The following is a 19,701-nucleotide window of genomic DNA, read 5'->3' as shown; positions in this document are numbered from 1 at the left end:
TTTCTTTTCTGAACTTTCTATAATAGAAAGACAATATTAATAAATATAAATAAAAATGAGTAAATATTCATTTACTGTTTTATAGGAAGGAGATACAATGAAGGCTTCAATCATTGGCACAACAGGATATGGAGGGGCTGAATTAATACGTATCTTGCATCACCATCCTGAATTCGACATCCATTCTATTCATTCGACAAAGTCAGAATCTCCTATCTGGTACGAATATCCACATCTTTTTAAATTAGTAGAAGATCGCTTACAACCAATTGATGTAGAAAAGATTGCTGCTGAAGCAGATGTTGTTTTTTTGGCAACACCGTCTGGAGCTTCGAGTGAATTGGTAAAGAAGTTTTCTGACCACGATATTAAGATTATTGATTTATCAGGAGATTTAAGGCTCGAACCAAAAGAGTATGAATCATGGTATAAGAAGGAACCGATTGATTCAGTTTATACAGATAAAGCGGTTTATGGATTATCTGAATGGTATAAAGATGAAATCACAAATGCGAAATTCATTGCAAACCCTGGTTGTTACCCGACGGCAAGCCTGTTAAGTCTTATTCCAATTGTAAAAGAAAATCTCATTGATAAAGGATCGATTATTATCGATGCAAAATCAGGGGTTTCTGGGGCAGGTAGAGGCTTATCAAGGAATACAAGTTTTGCAGAAGCAAATGAGAATTTTCGTATTTATAAAGTAAATGAGCATCAGCACACCCCTGAAATCGAGAGGCATCTACATAAATGGAATCAAGGCATCATGCCGATTACTTTTACGACTCATTTACTTCCGATTAACAGAGGAATTATGACAACATCTTATGTTCAATTAACAGAAGACGTAAAATATAGCCAGCTTTTCGAACTATACAATGAAAGTTATGCTCAAAAACCTTTTGTGCGTGTTCGACCGGAAGGGAATTTTCCTTCAATCAAGGAAGTTGCTGGCTCTAATTACTGTGATATAGCCTTTCATATTGATGAAAGAACAGGGAGAGCAACGATTGTAGCTGTGATTGATAATTTGATGAAGGGTGCCGCTGGGCAGGCGGTTCAAAATGCCAATAGTATGTTTGGCTTAGATGAAAAACTGGGGCTAGAGTTTGTCCCGTTATACCCATAGAGAGGAAGTTTATTCATGCACGTATTATCTGAAACTGCAAAAATACAAAAGGTAGTAGGGGGAGGTATTGTCACCCCTAAAGGATTCAAGGCATCAGGAGTTCATGCTGGCTTGCGATATTCAAAAAAAGATGTCGGGATGATCGTTAGTGAAAACCCTGCAAACAGTGCGGCTGTTTATACAACAAGCAAGATTCAAGCAGCCCCACTCATCGTGACACAGGAAAGTCTTGCAGTTGAAGGGAAAGTGCAAGCATTAATTGTAAACAGTGCTTGTGCAAATGCATGCACAGGAGAAAAAGGATATAGAGATGCACTTACAATGCAGCAATACACTGCTGAGAAATTAAATATAAAGCCACATTTAGTCGCAGTTGCTTCTACAGGTGTGATCGGCGAGTTTTTACCAATCGAAAAAATTAAGTGTGGAATTGATGATATTCAAGTATCTAATAAAGAAGAGGATTCAAATGCTTTTCAAACGGCGATTTTGACGACAGATACTGTCGAAAAACCTTGCTGCTATTCAACGGTCATTGATGGGAAAACAGTAACAATGGGCGGTGCAGCTAAAGGGTCTGGAATGATTCATCCAAATATGGCGACGATGCTGGCCTTTTTAACGACAGATGCTAATATAGAGAGCAGCTATTTACATGCGGCATTAAAAGAGGTTACGAATCAATCGTTTAATCAAATAACGGTTGATGGAGATACGTCAACGAATGATATGGTGCTTGTCCTTGCAAATGGTCAAGCGGAGAATACAACTTTAACTCCCGAACATAAAGATTGGTCACTATTTATGGAGCTGTTAACGAAATGCTCACAAAGCCTTGCGAAGCAAATCGCTAAAGACGGTGAAGGAGCGACGAAATTAATCGAAGTGACGGTTAGTGGCGCAAGAACAAATGAAGATGCCCAAAAAGCTGCAAAGCAAATTGTTGCATCGAATTTAGTGAAAACAGCAATTTACGGTGCCGATGCAAATTGGGGGAGAATCATTGTCGCTCTCGGTCAAAGTGCAGCAGCAGTTGATCCAGAAACCGTAGATATTACAATTGGCCCAATTAAGATGCTAGAAAAAAGCGAACCACTCGTTTTTTCAGAGGAAGAAGCAACAGCTTATTTAAAAAATGATGTAGTTACAATCGATGTGAACTTGCATTTAGGAGATGGAGAAGGCAAAGCATGGGGATGTGATCTTTCCTACGATTATGTGAAAATCAATGCAAGCTATCGCACATAAGGAGATGACAGAAGTGAAAAAGATTGTCATTAAATGTGGTGGAAGTATTATGGAAGAGCTAACTCCTTCTTTTTTTAGCAGTGTTCAAAACCTCAAGGAAAACGGATATGATGTTGTTTTTGTTCATGGTGGAGGACCAGAGATAAACAAATTTCTTGAAATGCTCAACATTGAATCTGAATTTATCAATGGATTAAGGAAAACATCAAAAGAAGTTTTAGCAGTTGCTGAAATGGTTTTATCAGGTATATCGAATCGTAAGCTCACCGACTTAATGCAAGGCCATCATCTTTCTGCAATCGGCTTAAATGGGAGTGATTCTATTTTAGAGGGAAAGTATATAGATAAGTCAGTCCTCGGCTATGTTGGTGAAGTATCAAATGTAAATGAAACAATGATTCAGGCTGCATTACATAAAGGGTTTATACCAGTCATTACGCCACTTGCTCGTACAATCGATGGTCAAAAGCTTAATGTCAATGCAGACATGGCTGCAGCTGCAGTAGCTGGAGCGATTCAAGCAGAGACGTGCCTGTTTGCAACTGATGTGGACGGAATTCTTTTAGGTGGAGAGTTAATCAAACAAATCGATGAACAAGGAATCGTTGAAAACATAAGCAATAAGAACATAACCGGCGGGATGATTCCTAAAGTACAATCTGCTCTTTCTGTATTAAAAACGGGACTCGATAAGGTAAGAATCGTATCGGGGAAAAAGCAATTCTTTGTCGGGGATCAATGGATTGGGACTGAGATCATACAGAAGATGGAGGTAAAGGCATGAACAATTTGTTCCAAGTATATACAAAGTGGGAAGTTGAACCAAAATCAGCTAAAGGCTCAGTTCTAGTTGATGTGAATAATAAGTCATATTTAGATTTCACTTCTGGAATAGGAGTATGCAATATTGGTCATCGACATGATGATGTACAAAAAGCAATTGAAGAGCAATTAAACGCCTTTTGGCATGTTTCAAATCTCTTTCCTCTTAAGAAGCAAGAAGAAGCGGCGCAGAAGTTAGCGAAGGCGGCAGGGCTTGAGCGTGTTTTCTTCAGCAACAGCGGAGCTGAAGCAAATGAAGGGGCAATTAAGCTCGCACGAAAAGCGACAGGAAAGACAAAGGTTATTAGCTTCTTAAAGTCATTCCACGGACGTACTTATGCTGGCATGGCCGCAACAGGGCAAGAAAAAATCAAAATTGGTTTTGGTCCAATGTTGCCAGGCTTCGAATACGTTCCATTTAATGATATAGATGCTTTGAAATCTTCACTTTGTGATGACACAGCAGCAATTCTTATAGAGATAGTGCAAGGAGAAGGAGGAATCCATCTCGCAAATACTGAGTTTTTACAAGAGATTGCATCGATTTGTAAAAACAATAATATTAAGCTCATCATAGATGAGATTCAAACTGGTATTGGGAGAACGGGAAAACCATTTGCATTTCAGCATTATGGATTACAACCAGATATTATTACGGTTGCAAAAGGATTAGGAAGCGGTTTACCATTAGGAGCGGTCATCGGAAAAGAAGATCTTGCTTCATATTTTGGTCCTGGTAGCCATGGGTCAACATTCGGTGGTAATCCAATCGCAATCGCAGCAGCACTAGCAACAATGGACATCGTGTTTGACGATTCATTCTTAAAAGAGGTTGAATTAAAAGCAGTTTACTTTACAAATAAGGTAAAAGAAATGATGCATACACGTCCAGTATTAAAAGAGGTAAGAGGATTGGGTTTAATGATTGGTATAGAAATCAATGCTGACCTTCAAGAGGTACTGAGCGAACTTCGTCAAAAAGGCATACTAGCTCTGCCTGCCGGTGACAATGTTTTAAGATTTTTACCACCATTAACCGTTTCATATAAAGAAATCGATGAAGTCGTAAAAGGACTAAAATCGATCGAAAAGTTTAAACAAGAAATCATGGCATAGAACTGTTTTTTTATACATAAAATTGTATAAAAATAAATAGTAGTAAATAAATATTCACATCTGAGGTGTTTAAAAATGGAAGGATACCTGCATTTAAAGAATGGACTAAGTTATAAAGGAGAATGGTTGACCACAGTCACAGAAATGAATGTGAATGGGGAAATTGTCTTTTTTACAGGGATGACTGGCTATCAAGAGGTTTTAACTGATCCTTCCTATAAAGATCAAATCATTGTTTTTACATACCCACTCATTGGGAACTATGGAATAAATGAATTCGATTTTGAAAGTAAAAAGCCTCATGTCAAAGGAGTCATTGTTTTTGAAGGATCTGACACTCCATCGCATTATCAATCTAGTTATTCATTAAAGGCTTACTTAGAAAAATGGCAGATTCCTATGTTAGGCCAAATGGATACGCGTGCCATAGTTAAAAAAATTCGTAATGAAGGAACGATGGCTGCCGTAATGAGTAATCAATCAAACTGTGAAAACTTCTCGGTGAATGAGGGCAATAAAGTGAAGGAAGTATCAACAACTTTATTCGAGCAATTCGGTACAGGAGAAGAACATATTGTATTAATGGATTTTGGTTACAAAAAATCAATAGCCGATTCTCTTTTGAAAAAAGGCTGTAAAGTTACGGTTGTTCCATATGATACGACAATCGAGCAAATTCAAAACATTATGCCTGATGGGATTGTCTTATCTAATGGCCCAGGTGACCCAAAATCATTGCAGGAGCTGTTGCCCACTATAAAAGAGGTGATACAAACATATCCTACATTAGGAATATGTTTAGGGCACCAATTAACAGCATTGGCGATGGGTGGGAATACAATCAAGCTATCATTTGGACATCGTGGAGCAAATCATCCTGTATGTGATATGAAGCTTGGTAAAGTTTATATGTCCTCACAAAATCATAGCTACGTTGTCGATGAAAAAAGTTTAGAAGGTACAGGGTTAAAAGTACGTTACTTGAATTTGCATGATCAATCTGTTGAAGGGCTTATGCATGAAGCGCTCCCTGTTCATACGGTTCAATTCCACCCAGAGGCAAACCCTGGTCCGGTGGATGCTGATTATGTATTTGATGAATTTATACAAACAGTTAAGAAGCAAAAAGGGAGAGTCGTAGTTTATGCCTAAAGACACCAGTGTTCATTCTATCTTAGTAATTGGATCAGGTCCGATTGTGATCGGTCAAGCGGCTGAATTTGATTATGCAGGCACTCAAGCTTGTGCTGCATTAAAAGAAGAAGGCTACCATGTCATTCTAGTAAATAACAATCCAGCGACAATTATGTCAGATGAAACATTTGCTGATACGATTTACTTTGAACCGCTCACAGTAAATAGCTTAGAGAAAATCATTGAAAAAGAAAGGCCAGATGGTTTACTCGCCACATTAGGAGGACAGACAGGGTTAAACCTTGCATTCAATTTACACGAGGCAGGTATTCTTGAGAAGCACGATGTGAAATTACTTGGAACGACAATTGATTCTATAAAAAAAGGAGAGGATCGGGAAGCATTTAGGCAGTTGATGAATGAGCTAAACGAACCTGTACCAGAAAGCACAATTGTCCATCAAGTTCAGGATGCTGTTGCGTTTGCATCAGAAATTGGTTTTCCGATCATCGTCAGACCTGCCTATACTCTCGGAGGAACCGGTGGTGGAATTGCACATTCTAAAGAAGAGCTCATTGCCTATGTAACAAGTGGGTTAAGAGAGAGTGCAATTGGTCAATGTTTAATCGAAAAAAGCATTGCTGGGTTTAAAGAAGTTGAATACGAAGTGATGCGAGATGCAAACAACACGTGCATCACAATCTGCAATATGGAAAACATTGATCCAGTTGGAGTACATACTGGTGATTCAATTGTCGTTGCACCATCGCAAACATTATCTGACGATGAATACCAAATGTTACGATCAGCTTCAATAAAAATCATCTCTGAGTTAGGGATAATTGGTGGGTGTAATATCCAATTTGCATTAGATCCACACAGCAAACAATATTATTTAATAGAAGTGAACCCACGGGTAAGTCGATCATCTGCTCTTGCTTCTAAAGCAACTGGTTACCCGATTGCTAGAATGGCAGCAAAGTTAGCTGTCGGTTATCATTTATCAGAAATTAAAAACCCAGTGACTGGTGATACATTTGCAAGCTTTGAGCCAGCTTTAGATTACGTCATTGTCAAAATCCCAAAATGGCCATTTGATAAGTTTACCCATGTGGATCGTACATTAGGTACACAAATGAAAGCAACAGGTGAAGTCATGGGCATCGATCGTAGCTTTGAACGTGCATTGCAAAAAGCGGTTCGTTCATTAGAAATAGATCTAGATGGCTTGACGGATTTAAAATTGACCAAATATGCAACAAATGAACTTATGCAGCTTTTAAAGAAACAAACGGATCAACGCTTTTTTATTTTATTGGAACTATTTAGAAGAGGGTTGGAAGTCGAAGAAGCCCATCAGTTAACAAAAATCGACCGCTTTTATTTGAACTTTTTTAACCAATTAGTAGATTTAGAGAAGTCAATCACACAGATAGATCCTAAAAAAATAACAGCAACTGAGATGCAATTCCTTAAGCAAAAAGGGTTTTCAGATACTTATTTAGCAAGGTGTTGGCAAGTAGATGAAAAGCTGGTTCGTGAATGGCGAAAAGCGCTTCAAGTCGTTCCTGTATATAAGATGGTTGATACATGTGCTGCAGAATTTGAATCACATTCAAATTATTTTTACTCGAGTTACCATGGGGAAAACGAACAGGAAACGTCTAATAAAGAGAAGGTGTTAATCATAGGAAGCGGTCCAATCCGAATCGGTCAAGGGATTGAGTTCGACTATTGCTCCGTACATGGTGTTTATGCGTTAAAGGATGAAAACGTAGAAACTATTATGATTAATAATAACCCAGAGACTGTTAGCACTGATTTTACAACTGCAGATCGGTTATATTTTGAACCATTGACTGTGGAGGAAATCATGGATGTGATTGACTCAGAAGGAATTACAAATGTAATCGTCCAATTTGGTGGGCAAACGTCGATTAATCTCGCTTCGCAATTAGAAGCATATGGAGTAAATTTACTAGGTACTAATTCAGCAACAATTGATGAACTTGAAGACCGAAAGCTATTTTACGATCTACTAGATGAATTAAGCATTCCACACATTGAAGGAGATATTGCTTATAGTGAACCAGAACTAATTCAATCAATTCATAGGCTTGGTTTCCCAATTCTAGTCCGTCCTTCTTATGTAATAGGAGGAAAAGGAATGGAATTGCTTAAGGATGAGTCCTCTTTTCAATCATATTTGAAGACGAAGGAAATTGGCTACCCAGTGTTAGTTGATACATTTCTTCATGCAATGGAAGCTGAGTTGGATTTGGCGACAGATGGTACTTATATTCATGTACCTGCAATTATGGAGCATATTGAGAAAACCGGTGTCCATTCAGGGGATAGTATGTCAGTTTTGCCACCACAGCACTTATCGATTGGATTACAAAAGAAGATGGTTGATTATGCAAAGGCCATTGTAAATAAATTAAATTATAAAGGATTAATGAACATTCAATTCATTATTGATGGAGAAGAAGTTTATGTCTTAGAGGTAAATCCTCGTGCAAGTCGTACAGTTCCAATCATCAATAAAGTAACTGGAGTGAACTTAGTCCAAATTGCGACAAAAATATTGCTTGGGAAATATTTAATGACAGAAGATGTCGTACCTTTTTCGCATAAGCTACCTTTTATTTGTGTGAAGTATCCTGTTTTCTCCAATTATGCATTAAAGGGTCTTGATAGCATGGTAGGACCAGAGATGAAATCAACAGGTGAAGGAATCGTTTTAGCACAACAATATAAGGAAGCATTAGCAAAGGCTTTTGAACCACATTTGAAGGGGCAACTACAGATTCGCATTGCAAGTACAGTAGCAATCGATGCGAAGAATGAACAGATAGAGTTGGATGTGGTCGATCGCATTGACTTTAAAGAAAAAAAGTATACGGCACTTTATGATCCTAGAGCTACTGAGGCTGCCAAGCTCCTTCGTCAAGAAGCAATTAAAAATAGAATCATAACTTTTACTGAGAAAGAATCATTATTAGCCTTTTTGAAGGCAGTACAAGTAAAAGGTTGGGACGTTCATTCGATTCAAGAATGGGTTAGTTTGGAAGAACATAATGAAAGTGTAGGTGTTTAGTAAATGACAACAGCAATTGATTTGAGAACAGAGTTAAACCTGAAAGGGAAAGATTTTTTAACATTAATTGATTTTACGCCTCAAGAAATCGAAGCGTTAATTATGAAAGCGAAGAGCATGAAGGATGGCGTTCATCCAGATGCTCATTCTAAACCATTACAAGGAAAAATCCTCGGAATGATTTTTGAAAAGTCTTCAACTAGAACACGAGTTTCCTTTGAAGCAGGAATGATCCAACTTGGTGGGAATGGACTTTTCCTTAGCAGTAAAGACATTCAATTAGGACGTGGTGAAACAATTGGAGATACGGCAAAGGTATTGTCGCAGTATGTAGATGCAATTATGATTCGTACGTTTTCTCATAAAGATGTAGAGGAATTAGCAGAACATGCAACGATTCCAGTCATCAATGGCTTGACTGACTTATATCATCCGTGTCAGGCTTTAGCTGATATGCTTACTTTATTCGAGGTGAAGGGAACTTTAAAAGGATTAAAGGTCGTTTATGTTGGGGATGGAAACAATGTCGCACATTCATTAATGATTGCATGTGCAAAGTTGGGCATGCATTTTTCAATCGCATGCCCAAAGGGGTATGAACCAAATGAGGAGGTTGTTCAAAAAGCAATCGGCTTCTCAGCTGAAAGTGGAGGATCAATTGAAATCACAGAAAATCTCTCTTTTGCTATGAATAATGCTGATGCTATTTATACTGATGTATGGACGAGTATGGGTCAAGAAGAAGAGAATGAACTACGACTTCACGCATTTAAGGATTATCAAGTGAACAAAGAGGTGATGGAAATGGCGAAGGAGGATGCAGTATTTCTCCATTGTCTACCTGCACATCGAGGCGAAGAAGTAACAGCTGATGTTATTGATGGAGAGCAATCTTTTGTATTTCAACAGGCAGGTAATCGCTTACATGCACAAAAGGCACTTTTAACAGAGATTTTATAAAGATGAAGCAAGGGGAGAATCCCTTGCTTCAGACTCCTGAAAAAACTCGTCAACGCCTTAGTTTATCCCTCATGAACAAATTATTCTATTCAAGTTAATACTAGACTGGGCACATATTCTTATTAGCGTTTTGAAGGCGGCCTGATGGCTTCTCTTATTATTAAGAAGCATGTAGACAAAAAGCAAGGGAATCAATCTCCCTTGCTTTTTATAGATTATTTAAGTTATGACAAAGAAAATAAGCTATTCAGAAAAATTTAATTTTTATCCTAAAAAGAAATAAACAATTGGTCCTGCTATAAAGCAGTAAATTGCAAAAAGGTTTAAGTTTCCTTTAGCCATTACACCCATAAACCATTTTAAAGCAAAATAGGATGCAATAAATGATGCGATAAATGCTACTGTATAAGGCAATGCCAAAGTACTTAAATTAGGATCAGCTAGGATGTCACTAAAGCCAAGAATCATACTTCCAAAGCTAACTGGAATATAAAGTAGGAAAGAGAAGCGCAAAGCGGTCTCTTGCTTCATACCTAAGCTCATCGCAGCCACAATCGTAGCTCCAGAGCGACTAATGCCAGGGATGATTGCAATCATTTGGGCTAAACCTACAATGATTGCATCTTTCAGTGTGATGCCTGCATCGTTTTTACGACCACGTAAATTACGAATCAGCCATAGAGCAACACCAGTCACAATGAGCGTAATTCCAATCATTTTAATGTTTCCATCGAGAATGTCACCGAATAGCACACCAGCGACTCCTGCTGGAATAGTTGCTATGATTAAGTATATGATAAAGCGAAAATCATCTTCAGCATCTTCATCTCTTGTTTTTATATAACGAAACCCATTTTTTATTAATCGGATAATATCATGTCGATAAATAATGAGGACTGCAAACAGTGATGCAGTATTGACAAGAATGGCAAAACTAAGTCCAGTCGTTCCAATATTAAATAAATATGCTGCAATTTCAACATGACCACTTGATGATACAGGGATAGGTTCAGTAAACCCTTGTAAAATTCCTAAAAATAAATACTTAATGAGTACAATTAATTCTTCCACAACTAAGTCCTCCAATATGAAGTTTCACTTAACCATTAAACAATACTATTCAAACAAATGTAAAGCCATAATGCAAATTGAAACAGAAAATTAATAATATGAAGGTCGATGATGCACAAGTTTTAATGAATTACAAAAAGGATTCATTTTCTTTAAAGCGTATGGTCATACTAAATTAGGATAATGGATTGATTACAATGGAGGGAAGACAGTTGGGACAAAATCATCAATTTAAAGCAGGACAAAAAGCTCCGAATAATGGAATCTACGTTGAAATAGGTGAAACAGGCAGCACAGTTAACGATCCAAAAATGGTAAAGCTAAAAGCAGGAGATGAATTTCCTGATAACAGCAACCATAATCGTGTATGGACGTACAAAAGAAAGCCTTAACCGAGAAAAGTCATCCCATTGTGGGTGACTTTTTTGTATCTATAAATAGAATCAGCTATAATAAATATAAAGGTCAAAAAAGGTCAAGGAGGAAAGGATGAATTTAGAAAAAATTACGGTGCAGATTCGAAGTGGACTTATTAATGCTCAATCTAATGCTGAAAAGATGAATCATCCAGAAATTCATGAAGCTCATTTATTTCTTGAATTAGTACAGCTAGATTCTAGCTTGTTAAAGCTTATCTTATTAAGGGGTAAGGTTGACATAGCCTCATTTATTGAGCACCTTAAGTTACAGCAAAACCAGCTTCCTCATGTGACGACAACTAATGGTGAGAATAAACAAGTATACGTATCAACAGACTTGCAACATCTATTTACAGCTGCTGAGAAGTTAATGAAAGAATATAAAGATGATTATCTTTCTGTTGAACATCTTGTTCTTGCTGTCTTTAGTGTAAATGGCTCTGTTACGAAAAAATTCTTTGACACAGTAAAAATAACCAAACAACAAATTAGAACTATTATAAATGAGATAAGAGGTGGGCAAAACGTGCAGTCAGAAAGTCCAGAATCAACGTATGATGTCTTAAATAAATATGGCCGTGATTTAGTACAGGAAGTCTTAGATGCTAAGGTAGACCCTGTAATTGGTCGTGATGAAGAAATTCGTAATGTGATTCGAATCCTTTCAAGAAAGACAAAGAATAATCCTGTGCTCATTGGTGAACCTGGTGTAGGTAAAACAGCAATTGTTGAGGGGCTAGCTCATCGAATCGTTAAGAAAGATGTTCCTGAAGGATTAAAAGATAAAACGATTTTTTCTCTAGATATGAGTGCTCTTATTGCTGGAGCAAAATTTAGAGGTGAATTTGAAGAACGGTTAAAAGCCGTATTAAACGAAATTAGGAAGTCAGAAGGAAGAATTCTCTTATTTATCGATGAAATTCATACAATTGTTGGAGCTGGAAAAACGGATGGTGCAATGGATGCAGGAAACATGCTAAAACCGATGCTTGCACGAGGTGAGTTACATTGTATCGGAGCAACAACGTTGGATGAGCACCGCAAATATATCGAAAAAGATCCTGCTCTTGAGCGGCGTTTCCAACAAGTACTTGTGCAGGAACCGAATGTCGAGGACACGATTTCAATTTTAAGAGGCTTAAAAGAACGTTATGAAATTCATCATGGAGTTCACATTCATGACCGTGCACTCATCGCAGCTGCTACTCTTTCAGATCGGTATATTACGGATCGATTTTTACCTGATAAGGCGATTGATTTAGTGGATGAGGCTTGTGCTTTAATTCGAATGGAAATGGATTCAATGCCTGTAGAGATGGATGAAGTCACAAGAAAAGTTATGCAGTTAGAAATCGAAGAAGCAGCATTAATGAAGGAAAAAGATGAAGGAAGTAAGAAACGATTGTTTAGCTTAAGAGCGGAATTAGCTTCATTACGTGAACAAGCAAATACAATGCAAGCGATGTGGGTGACCGAAAAGGAAGGCATTCAAAAGGTTCAAGAAAAACGTGAGCAGCTAGAGAAGCTTCGCAGAGAGCTAGAGTATGCTGAGAATCAATACGATCTTAATAAAGCAGCTGAATTGCGTCATGGGAAGATTCCAGAAATGGAAAAAGAAATTAGCAGATTAGAAAAAGCTTTTGCAGAGAAAAACGAAGAACGACTTTTACGTGAAGAAGTTACAGATGATGAGATCGCTGGTATCGTTGCAAGATGGACTGGTATTCCTGTGACAAAGCTAGTTGAAGGTGAGCGAGAAAAGTTATTAAAATTGGATGAAGTATTGAGAGAGCGTGTCATTGGGCAGAATGATGCGATTCAAGTAGTTTCTGATTCTATCCTGCGTGCTAGGGCAGGAATTAAGGACCCTAATCGCCCAATTGGTTCATTCTTGTTTTTAGGGCCTACGGGAGTAGGAAAGACGGAGCTCGCAAAAGCTCTAGCATTAGTCTTATTTGATCGTGAGGATCATATGATTCGATTTGATATGTCAGAATATATGGAGAAGCATTCCGTTTCACGATTAGTTGGGGCTCCTCCTGGGTATGTAGGTTATGAGGAAGGTGGTCAATTAACCGAGCAAGTAAGAAAGAAGCCTTATTCAGTTATATTGTTGGACGAAGTTGAAAAAGCACATCCAGAAGTGTTCAATATTCTTTTACAAGTATTAGATGATGGCAGAATCACGGATTCACAAGGCAGAGTCGTTGATTTTAAAAATACTGTATTCATTATGACATCAAATATTGGTTCTCATTTCTTACTTAAACGCGATACAGTAAAAGAGAGTGGATATATAATAGAAGAAACTCGAAATGAAGTAATTGGGGAACTGAAAAATTACTTTAAACCGGAGTTCTTAAATCGAATCGATGAAATTGTATTATTTAATGCGCTTGAAGGTGCTGCACTGAAAGGAATTGTGAAGAAACTACTAGTTGATTTAGAAACGCGTTTAGCAGAGCAAGAAATTGTCTTAAGCATAACAGAAGAAGCAGCTGAATATATTGCAGAAAATGGAGCAGATGTCGTTTACGGTGCGCGACCATTGAAGCGCTTTATTCAAAAGGAAATTGAAACGAAATTAGCGAGAGACATAATAGCTGGAAAAATCCGTCCACAGGAACAGGTTACTGTATCGGTGGACAAAGGGAACTTACAACTGATTTATTCATAGATTTTACTAAAACGGCCTTTGAAATGATAAAAAGTCATCCTAGTATTATTAACAGGATGACTTTTTAAGTATTAAATCTTAATGTCCCTCTTGCTCTTTAGGCCCATCTGGAAGGATGAAATCAAAGACGAATAGAAGGATTGTTGCTCCGACCGATAATATGATTCCCATGTTAAGGTCGTAACTGTGTCCAATGATATTACTTACAACGTAAACAATCATTTGAACGAGTAGGAAAACCCAGAAAAATGTCATGATATATCTCATTGCATTCACCTCATCAAATAAACTCCAAGTCCATCTTACCACACTTGCTTACAGGAATAAATGGCAATTATATATTTCATTTAATCAATGTGACCTTGCTAATAGGTATTATCCCATTCATTTTTTTAATACAATCATACATTATTATGAAAATGATCTAAAAGGAGCTATATGTATGAAAAGCCGAACCTTTCAATTGGAAAGTGAATGGAATATGATTCATTACCCCGATAAGCCAAGCGGTTTCGGCGTATTCATTATTGGGGATGAAAGGCATTTTGTAGATGAAAAAACTAGTTTTTGGACACAGAATGAAGGAAAATCAAAGCTGATTAACAATCTCCTACAACAAGGATACTCTGTTTTTTATTCAAATCTTTATGCTAAGAATTGGGGTAGCGATAATGCAGTGAGTCTTGCTAAGCAATTATATGAGTTTATTATGCGAACAGAAATTTTAAATGATAAAATTCATATTCTTGCTGAAGGGATGGGGGTTCTCGTAGCATTAAAATTACTGAAGGTTATGGAGCATAATGTTCGAAGTGTGACATTTATTAATCCGGTCTTATCTTTAAAGGAACATTTAGAGCAAGAAAGGGAGCATAAATTTTTTTACAAAAAATTGTTACAAGAAGTAGCTGCATCATATCAGACTAATCGTGATCGAGTAATGGAATTGGTTGAAAAGGAAGATGTTGTGTTCTCTGGTAAAACACCAATGCAAATGATACAAATTCTTTCGAGTGCAAGGGCATATAAACAATCTTCAAGAATAAAACAATTAACTGTTAAGTGGAGCGATGAAAACATTCCTGTGACAGTTTGTTATATTCTTCCTGACAAAAAGATGGTATTGGCAGACAAAATCATTCGCTTTTATCAATCAAATGAAAAGGTGCTATAACAAAAATAATTCTTGCATAGGATACTGTAAGGGTGAATGTGGTATGAGGAGGGTCTTGCATGATAAAAGCGGTTATATTAGGTGGTTATAATTTCATTGGTTTTCATTTATGTAAAAGAATCCTTGAAGATGGGTATGAAGTACAAGTTGTGTTCAATAAAAAGAATGGAGATTATACAGAAAGTAAAAGAATGGAAATTGGTCGGAATGCTCATTATGAAGAACTGGAAAAAATTGAAGAAGCCGATTCTAATTGTACTCACTACATTGTTGATTTTTATGAATTGATCCGATCGTCTATAGAAGATATGAAAAAGCAGTTAGCTGAATTAATAAGTCATGTGGAAAAAAGTAAAAAGAAACCTTACATTCTTGTGCTCGTTCCAATTCAATGGAGAGCATATGATAAAGAATATGGTTTATTGAAAGCTTTAGAAGCAGATATGCTTGGTGGTGCTACAAACATAAAGCATAGCTTTGTTTACTTGCCAACAGTATTTGGAGAATGGCAGCCTGTTACCTTCATATTTGACCAAATGCTTAATGGAAAAAGTGTCAAGTATTTAGAAGTTGATCGATTTAATGAATATACAGATGATGCTGTTTCAATTAATGAGGCAGTTGAGACGCTCATGGATCATATGGAGAAGTCAGTAGAAGGATCATTCCTATTGAGTAGTAACCAAGAAGGTAGATGGTTAAAGATTGCAAAAGAAATAGACCCTAATTTTTATTTAGCTGAGAGTGTGTCAGATCACAACCTTAAACATAATAATGACCTTCCAAAATCTGAGATTATATTCAGTGAATCTATCCAAGATAGCCTAGTACAGCAGAAAAGAATCATCTCCAGGGTGAAGGATTTATAAACTCTTATTATTGAAAAATACCTTTTCAAATAAGTGCTGTAAAGGGTAGAATGAATGTATGCAAAACAATGCTTTTATGGAAAGATTTATAGAAAGGCGGCGAAAATAAGAAGTGATAAAAAAACTTGTAGTTGTATATCTCCTTCTTTTTAGCCTTCTTTTATTAACTTCATGTGGACAAGCGATTTCAAGTGGTTCATTAACTAAGGCGGGGCTTCTCGTACCAGACACGGTGAACGACCAAGTATGGGGAACAAAAGGTTATAAAGGGATGTTGAAGATCCAATCTCGATATAACATTGAAGTTTATTATAAAGAGGGAATGAACTCACATATTGCCGTTGAGCGTGCAGTTGATGAGTTTGATCAAAAAGGTGTAAATTTAATCTTCGGTCATGGCAATGAATATGCCCAATATTTTAATCAATTATCGAAGGATTATCCGCATATACATTTTGTAAGCTTCAATGGCGATGCAAGAAATGATAACACAACGAGCTTAAGCTTTGAGGCATATGCGATGGGTTTTTTTGCAGGAATGGTAGCTGGATATATGACTGAAACAAATACTGTAGGAATCATCGCAGCCTTTGAATGGCAACCTGAAATTGAAGGCTTTTATGAAGGGGCAAACTTTCAGCGCGAAGGGATTAATGTCAGGATAGAATATGTTGGCGACTGGGATGATGTTGAAACAGCACTAACCATTATGGACCATTTAGGCGATATTGATGCAGATGTTATTTATCCTGCTGGTGATGGATATAATGTCCCTGTAATTGAAGAAATAAAAGATAGAGGATTGTATACAATTGGATATATTTCTGATCAGTCAGACTTAGGTGAATCTGTTGTATTAACAAGTACAATACAACATGTAGATATTCTATATGAATTAGTTGCTGAACGTTTCAATGATGGGAATTTAGAGTCGGGTAATTTATTTTTTGATTTTCAAGAAGGTGTCATTTCATTGGGGACGTTTAGTCCAATTGTAGACAAAGAGTTTGTTGATAAAATTAACAATGCGATCAATGACTACAAGGAGACTGGTGACCTACCGAATGAAAAATTATAATTTAACAAAAGGAAAAGCGGATGAGAACAGATGCTCGCTTTTCCTATTGTTGTTAAAAATCGATAAATCGAAAGCTCTCGATATCTGGAGCAGTTCTCCTCATTTTTTTGAAATGAAGCTTTTCAGAGCACTAGGTACTTTATTAAAGAGTGGTTTTAACTCATTGTATGAAGACATTAATACTTCAATATTGCTCATTAATCCTATGAGATCAATGTCGTGCTCTTCATTTTCATTGTTAGGATTCGAAGTCTCCTCTAATTGCTCCTCTCGCTCTTTTCTTCCCAATATCCATTCGTCTCTACGTTTTTGCCTTTGTTCATAATCATGCTTGGTACCAAGCATAAAATTAGTTAACCTGTCTTTATCTTTTGACAAAATGCGCACTCCTCCCAAACAACAGTCCATACAGTTTATGAAGAGAATAATAAGGCGCTTGGACTTCTATTCAAAAAAACTAAATTGAAAAAGGAAAGATTTTTTGTTAAAATTAGTACCAAGTAATAAAAATAGATAATATTATCAGGGTAAGAATATGAATATGGGGTGAGGGTAGTATGAATGCTGGGATATTAGGTATAGGTAAAGCTTTACCCGAGCATATTGTAACAAATAAAGATTTAGAAGCACGTATGGATACTTCTGACGAATGGATTCGAACGAGAACAGGAATTGAAGAAAGACGAATTGCTGATGATCAGACGAACACATCGGATATGGCCTATGAAGCTGCGATCAAAGCACTAGAGAATGCTAACGTAACAGCTGAGGAATTGGATATGATTATTGTTGGAACAGTAACTCCAGATACTTCATTTCCTAGTGTTGCGTGTATGATTCAAGAGAAGCTAGGGGCAACAAAAGCAGCAGCAATGGATGTGAGTGCTGCTTGTTCAGGTTTCATGTATGGTGTGATAACTGCAAAGCAGTTCGTTGATACGGGTGCTTATGATAAAGTATTAGTTGTTGGAGTCGAAAAGCTCTCAAAGATCACTGACTGGAATGATCGTAATACTGCCGTACTATTCGGAGATGGTGCAGGAGCTGCAGTTATTGGAAAAGTCTCTGAAGGCAGAGGAATATTATCTTTTGAATTAGGTGCAGATGGTTCAGGAGGAAAACACTTATATCAAGACGAACATATTGTGATGAATGGTCGTGAAGTATTTAAATTTGCAGTTAGACAAATGGGTGAAAGTTGTTTAACTGTGTTAGAGAAAGCTCATGTAAAGAAAGAAGACGTAGATTTCTTAATTCCACATCAGGCAAATATCCGGATTATGGAGGCTGCGAGAGAGCGATTGGATCTTCCTGTTGAAAAGATGTCTAAAACTGTGCATAAATATGGAAACAATTCCGCTGCTTCAATACCGATTGCACTTTGTGAGGAAGTTGAAGCTGGAAAAATTAAAAATGATGATTTAATTGTTATGGTCGGATTTGGTGGTGGCTTGACGTGGGGTGCGATTGCCATGCGTTGGGGTAGATAAAGACAAAAGATGAGAGGTGTATTAGTTTGACTAAGAAAAGAGTTGTAATTACTGGTATAGGTGCGGTAACGCCACTAGGAAAAAATGTAGAGATTACGTGGGAAAACATAAAAGCAGGTAAATCAGGTGTTGGTCCACTTACTAGAGTTAATGCGGAAGAATATCCTGTTAAAGTTGCTGCAGAAGTAAAGGATTTCTCAATAGAGGATTATGTAGAAAAAAAAGAAGCAAGAAAAATGGATCGCTTCACTCATTATGCATTGGCATCGGCATTAATGGCGGTTAAAGATGCAAACCTAACAATTACGGATGAAAATGCACACCGCGTTGGCGTGTGGATTGGTTCTGGTATTGGTGGAATGGAGACGTTTGAAAATCAATTTGAAACATTCCTAAAAAGGGGATATCGTCGCGTTAGTCCGTTTTTTGTACCAATGATGATTCCTGATATGGCAACTGGACAGGTGTCCATTGCATTAGGGGCAAAGGGATTTAATAATTGCTCTGTTACAGCATGTGCGACTGGTACAAATTCAATCGGAGACGCATTTAAAGTCATCCAACGCGGAGATGCAGATGTGATGGTTACTGGTGGAGCAGAAGCACCAATAACAAAAATGTCGGTAGCAGGCTTTTGTGCTAACACGGCGTTGTCAACGAATCCAGACGTTGAAACAGCTAGCAGGCCATTTGATAAAAATAGAGATGGATTTGTCATTGGAGAAGGAGCAGGTATTGTAATATTAGAAGATCTGGAGCATGCATTGGCTAGAGGTGCAACTATTTATGCTGAAATCGTGGGCTATGGTGCTACAGGTGATGCTTATCATATTACTGCACCAGCACCTGGAGGAGAAGGTGGCGCAAGAGCGATGAAAATGGCGCTTGAAGATGGTGGTGTTTTGCCTCACGAAGTTCATTATATAAACGCTCATGGCACTAGTACAGATTACAATGATAAGTATGAAACAGCTGCAATTAAAGAAGTGTTTGGTGAACATGCATACAAATTGGCAGTAAGCTCAACTAAGTCGATGACAGGTCATCTTCTTGGTGCTGCAGGTGGAATTGAGGCGATTATTACTGCCTTATCTTTAAAAGAAGGGATACTCCCTCCAACAATCAATTATGAAACACCAGATCCAGAATGTGATCTAGATTATGTACCAAATGAAGCGAGAAATGAAGAGATTAAAGTCGCTATTAGTAATTCATTAGGGTTTGGTGGTCATAATGCAACGATTGCTCTAAAGAAATATGAATAAATGATAGCAAAGGACTTTGTTTTTGAACAAAGTCCTTTTTGTATGTCTAGAAAGCCAAAATCACTTAAGGTTGTGAATGATTTCCTACTAAATTTAATAGGTGTTTGAATCTTTTGGAATGAATAGAGGAAACTGAAATATCATGTAAC

17 protein-coding genes are annotated in these 19,701 nt (G+C 37.3%); 14 read left to right on the top strand and 3 right to left on the bottom strand.

All coding sequences use genetic code 11. The features are described 5' to 3' along the window. Positions 1-97 precede the first annotated feature (97 nt). The 7 genes from argC to argF all read left to right on the top strand — a co-directional run bounded on the left by argC (position 98) and on the right by argF (position 9,509). On the top strand, positions 98-1,129 hold the full coding sequence (gene argC / locus AC6F34_RS12280) for an N-acetyl-gamma-glutamyl-phosphate reductase (protein ID WP_500772513.1): 1,032 nt from the start codon (positions 98-100) through the stop codon (positions 1,127-1,129). A 15-nt stretch (positions 1,130-1,144) separates the two neighbouring features. Then, positions 1,145-2,377, top strand: coding sequence for a bifunctional ornithine acetyltransferase/N-acetylglutamate synthase (gene argJ, locus AC6F34_RS12275; protein WP_500772511.1), 1,233 nt, complete (start codon positions 1,145-1,147; stop codon positions 2,375-2,377). A gap of 13 nt (positions 2,378-2,390) precedes the next feature. Beyond that, entirely contained in the window at positions 2,391-3,161 is a 771-nt protein-coding gene (argB, locus tag AC6F34_RS12270; protein WP_500772509.1) for an acetylglutamate kinase, read from the top strand. Then, a complete protein-coding gene (gene argD, locus AC6F34_RS12265; protein ID WP_500772507.1) occupies positions 3,158-4,315 on the top strand; it encodes an acetylornithine transaminase in 1,158 nt (385 codons plus the stop codon). Before argB ends, argD begins: the two co-directional genes overlap by 4 nt. Before the next feature lie 75 nt (positions 4,316-4,390). Continuing rightward, a complete protein-coding gene (locus tag AC6F34_RS12260; protein WP_500772505.1) occupies positions 4,391-5,467 on the top strand; it encodes a carbamoyl phosphate synthase small subunit in 1,077 nt (358 codons plus the stop codon). After that, the gene (gene carB / locus AC6F34_RS12255; protein ID WP_500772503.1) at positions 5,460-8,549 is read left to right on the top strand and encodes a carbamoyl-phosphate synthase (glutamine-hydrolyzing) large subunit; all 3,090 of its coding nucleotides are present in this window, start codon (positions 5,460-5,462) and stop codon (positions 8,547-8,549) included. The genes AC6F34_RS12260 and carB overlap by 8 nt, the downstream gene beginning before the upstream one ends. 3 nt (positions 8,550-8,552) lie before the next feature. Further along, positions 8,553-9,509: an ornithine carbamoyltransferase gene (argF, locus tag AC6F34_RS12250; RefSeq protein WP_500772501.1), complete on the top strand. Its 957-nt coding sequence runs from the start codon at positions 8,553-8,555 to the stop codon at positions 9,507-9,509. 264 nt (positions 9,510-9,773) lie between these two features. Here argF and AC6F34_RS12245 read toward each other — a convergent pair whose 3' ends face one another. After that, positions 9,774-10,580: an undecaprenyl-diphosphate phosphatase gene (locus AC6F34_RS12245; RefSeq protein WP_500772499.1), complete on the bottom strand. Its 807-nt coding sequence runs from the start codon at positions 10,578-10,580 to the stop codon at positions 9,774-9,776. Between the two features lie 212 nt (positions 10,581-10,792). Between AC6F34_RS12245 and AC6F34_RS12240 the strand changes: the two genes are divergently transcribed. Then, on the top strand, positions 10,793-10,972 hold the full coding sequence (locus tag AC6F34_RS12240) for a YjzC family protein (RefSeq protein ID WP_500772497.1): 180 nt from the start codon (positions 10,793-10,795) through the stop codon (positions 10,970-10,972). Between the two features lie 97 nt (positions 10,973-11,069). Continuing rightward, a complete protein-coding gene (gene clpB / locus AC6F34_RS12235; RefSeq protein ID WP_500772495.1) occupies positions 11,070-13,676 on the top strand; it encodes an ATP-dependent chaperone ClpB in 2,607 nt (868 codons plus the stop codon). Positions 13,677-13,754: 78 nt separating this feature from the next. Here clpB and AC6F34_RS12230 read toward each other — a convergent pair whose 3' ends face one another. Next, positions 13,755-13,943, bottom strand: a complete 189-nt coding sequence (locus AC6F34_RS12230) for a YjzD family protein (protein ID WP_500772493.1) — start codon at positions 13,941-13,943, stop codon at positions 13,755-13,757. Between the two features lie 175 nt (positions 13,944-14,118). Here AC6F34_RS12230 and AC6F34_RS12225 point away from each other — a divergent pair, with 175 nt between their 5' ends. The 3 genes from AC6F34_RS12225 to AC6F34_RS12215 all read left to right on the top strand — a co-directional run bounded on the left by AC6F34_RS12225 (position 14,119) and on the right by AC6F34_RS12215 (position 16,797). Then, complete coding sequence (locus tag AC6F34_RS12225; RefSeq protein WP_500772491.1) at positions 14,119-14,850, top strand: lipase family protein; 732 nt, start codon at positions 14,119-14,121, stop codon at positions 14,848-14,850. Between the two features lie 59 nt (positions 14,851-14,909). After that, positions 14,910-15,719 (top strand): Rossmann-fold NAD(P)-binding domain-containing protein, encoded by an 810-nt coding sequence (locus AC6F34_RS12220; RefSeq protein WP_500772489.1) that lies wholly within the window; start codon positions 14,910-14,912, stop codon positions 15,717-15,719. Between the two features lie 112 nt (positions 15,720-15,831). Continuing rightward, positions 15,832-16,797 (top strand): BMP family ABC transporter substrate-binding protein, encoded by a 966-nt coding sequence (locus AC6F34_RS12215; protein WP_500772487.1) that lies wholly within the window; start codon positions 15,832-15,834, stop codon positions 16,795-16,797. Between the two features lie 99 nt (positions 16,798-16,896). Here AC6F34_RS12215 and AC6F34_RS12210 read toward each other — a convergent pair whose 3' ends face one another. Further along, positions 16,897-17,175: a hypothetical protein gene (locus tag AC6F34_RS12210; RefSeq protein ID WP_500772485.1), complete on the bottom strand. Its 279-nt coding sequence runs from the start codon at positions 17,173-17,175 to the stop codon at positions 16,897-16,899. Between the two features lie 179 nt (positions 17,176-17,354). On the opposite strand from AC6F34_RS12210, the gene AC6F34_RS12205 reads away from it, so the two are divergent. Together AC6F34_RS12205 and fabF are read left to right on the top strand one after the other, a co-directional pair. Then, on the top strand, positions 17,355-18,287 hold the full coding sequence (locus AC6F34_RS12205) for a beta-ketoacyl-ACP synthase III (protein WP_500772483.1): 933 nt from the start codon (positions 17,355-17,357) through the stop codon (positions 18,285-18,287). A gap of 26 nt (positions 18,288-18,313) precedes the next feature. After that, positions 18,314-19,552, top strand: coding sequence for a beta-ketoacyl-ACP synthase II (gene fabF, locus AC6F34_RS12200; RefSeq protein ID WP_500772481.1), 1,239 nt, complete (start codon positions 18,314-18,316; stop codon positions 19,550-19,552). Positions 19,553-19,701 lie beyond the last annotated feature (149 nt).

It is taken from the genome of Niallia sp. CD-39 (assembly GCF_059874745.1).
Note: the sequence above shows the minus strand (reverse complement) of the source record. Positions and strands in the feature narration are given on the sequence as shown.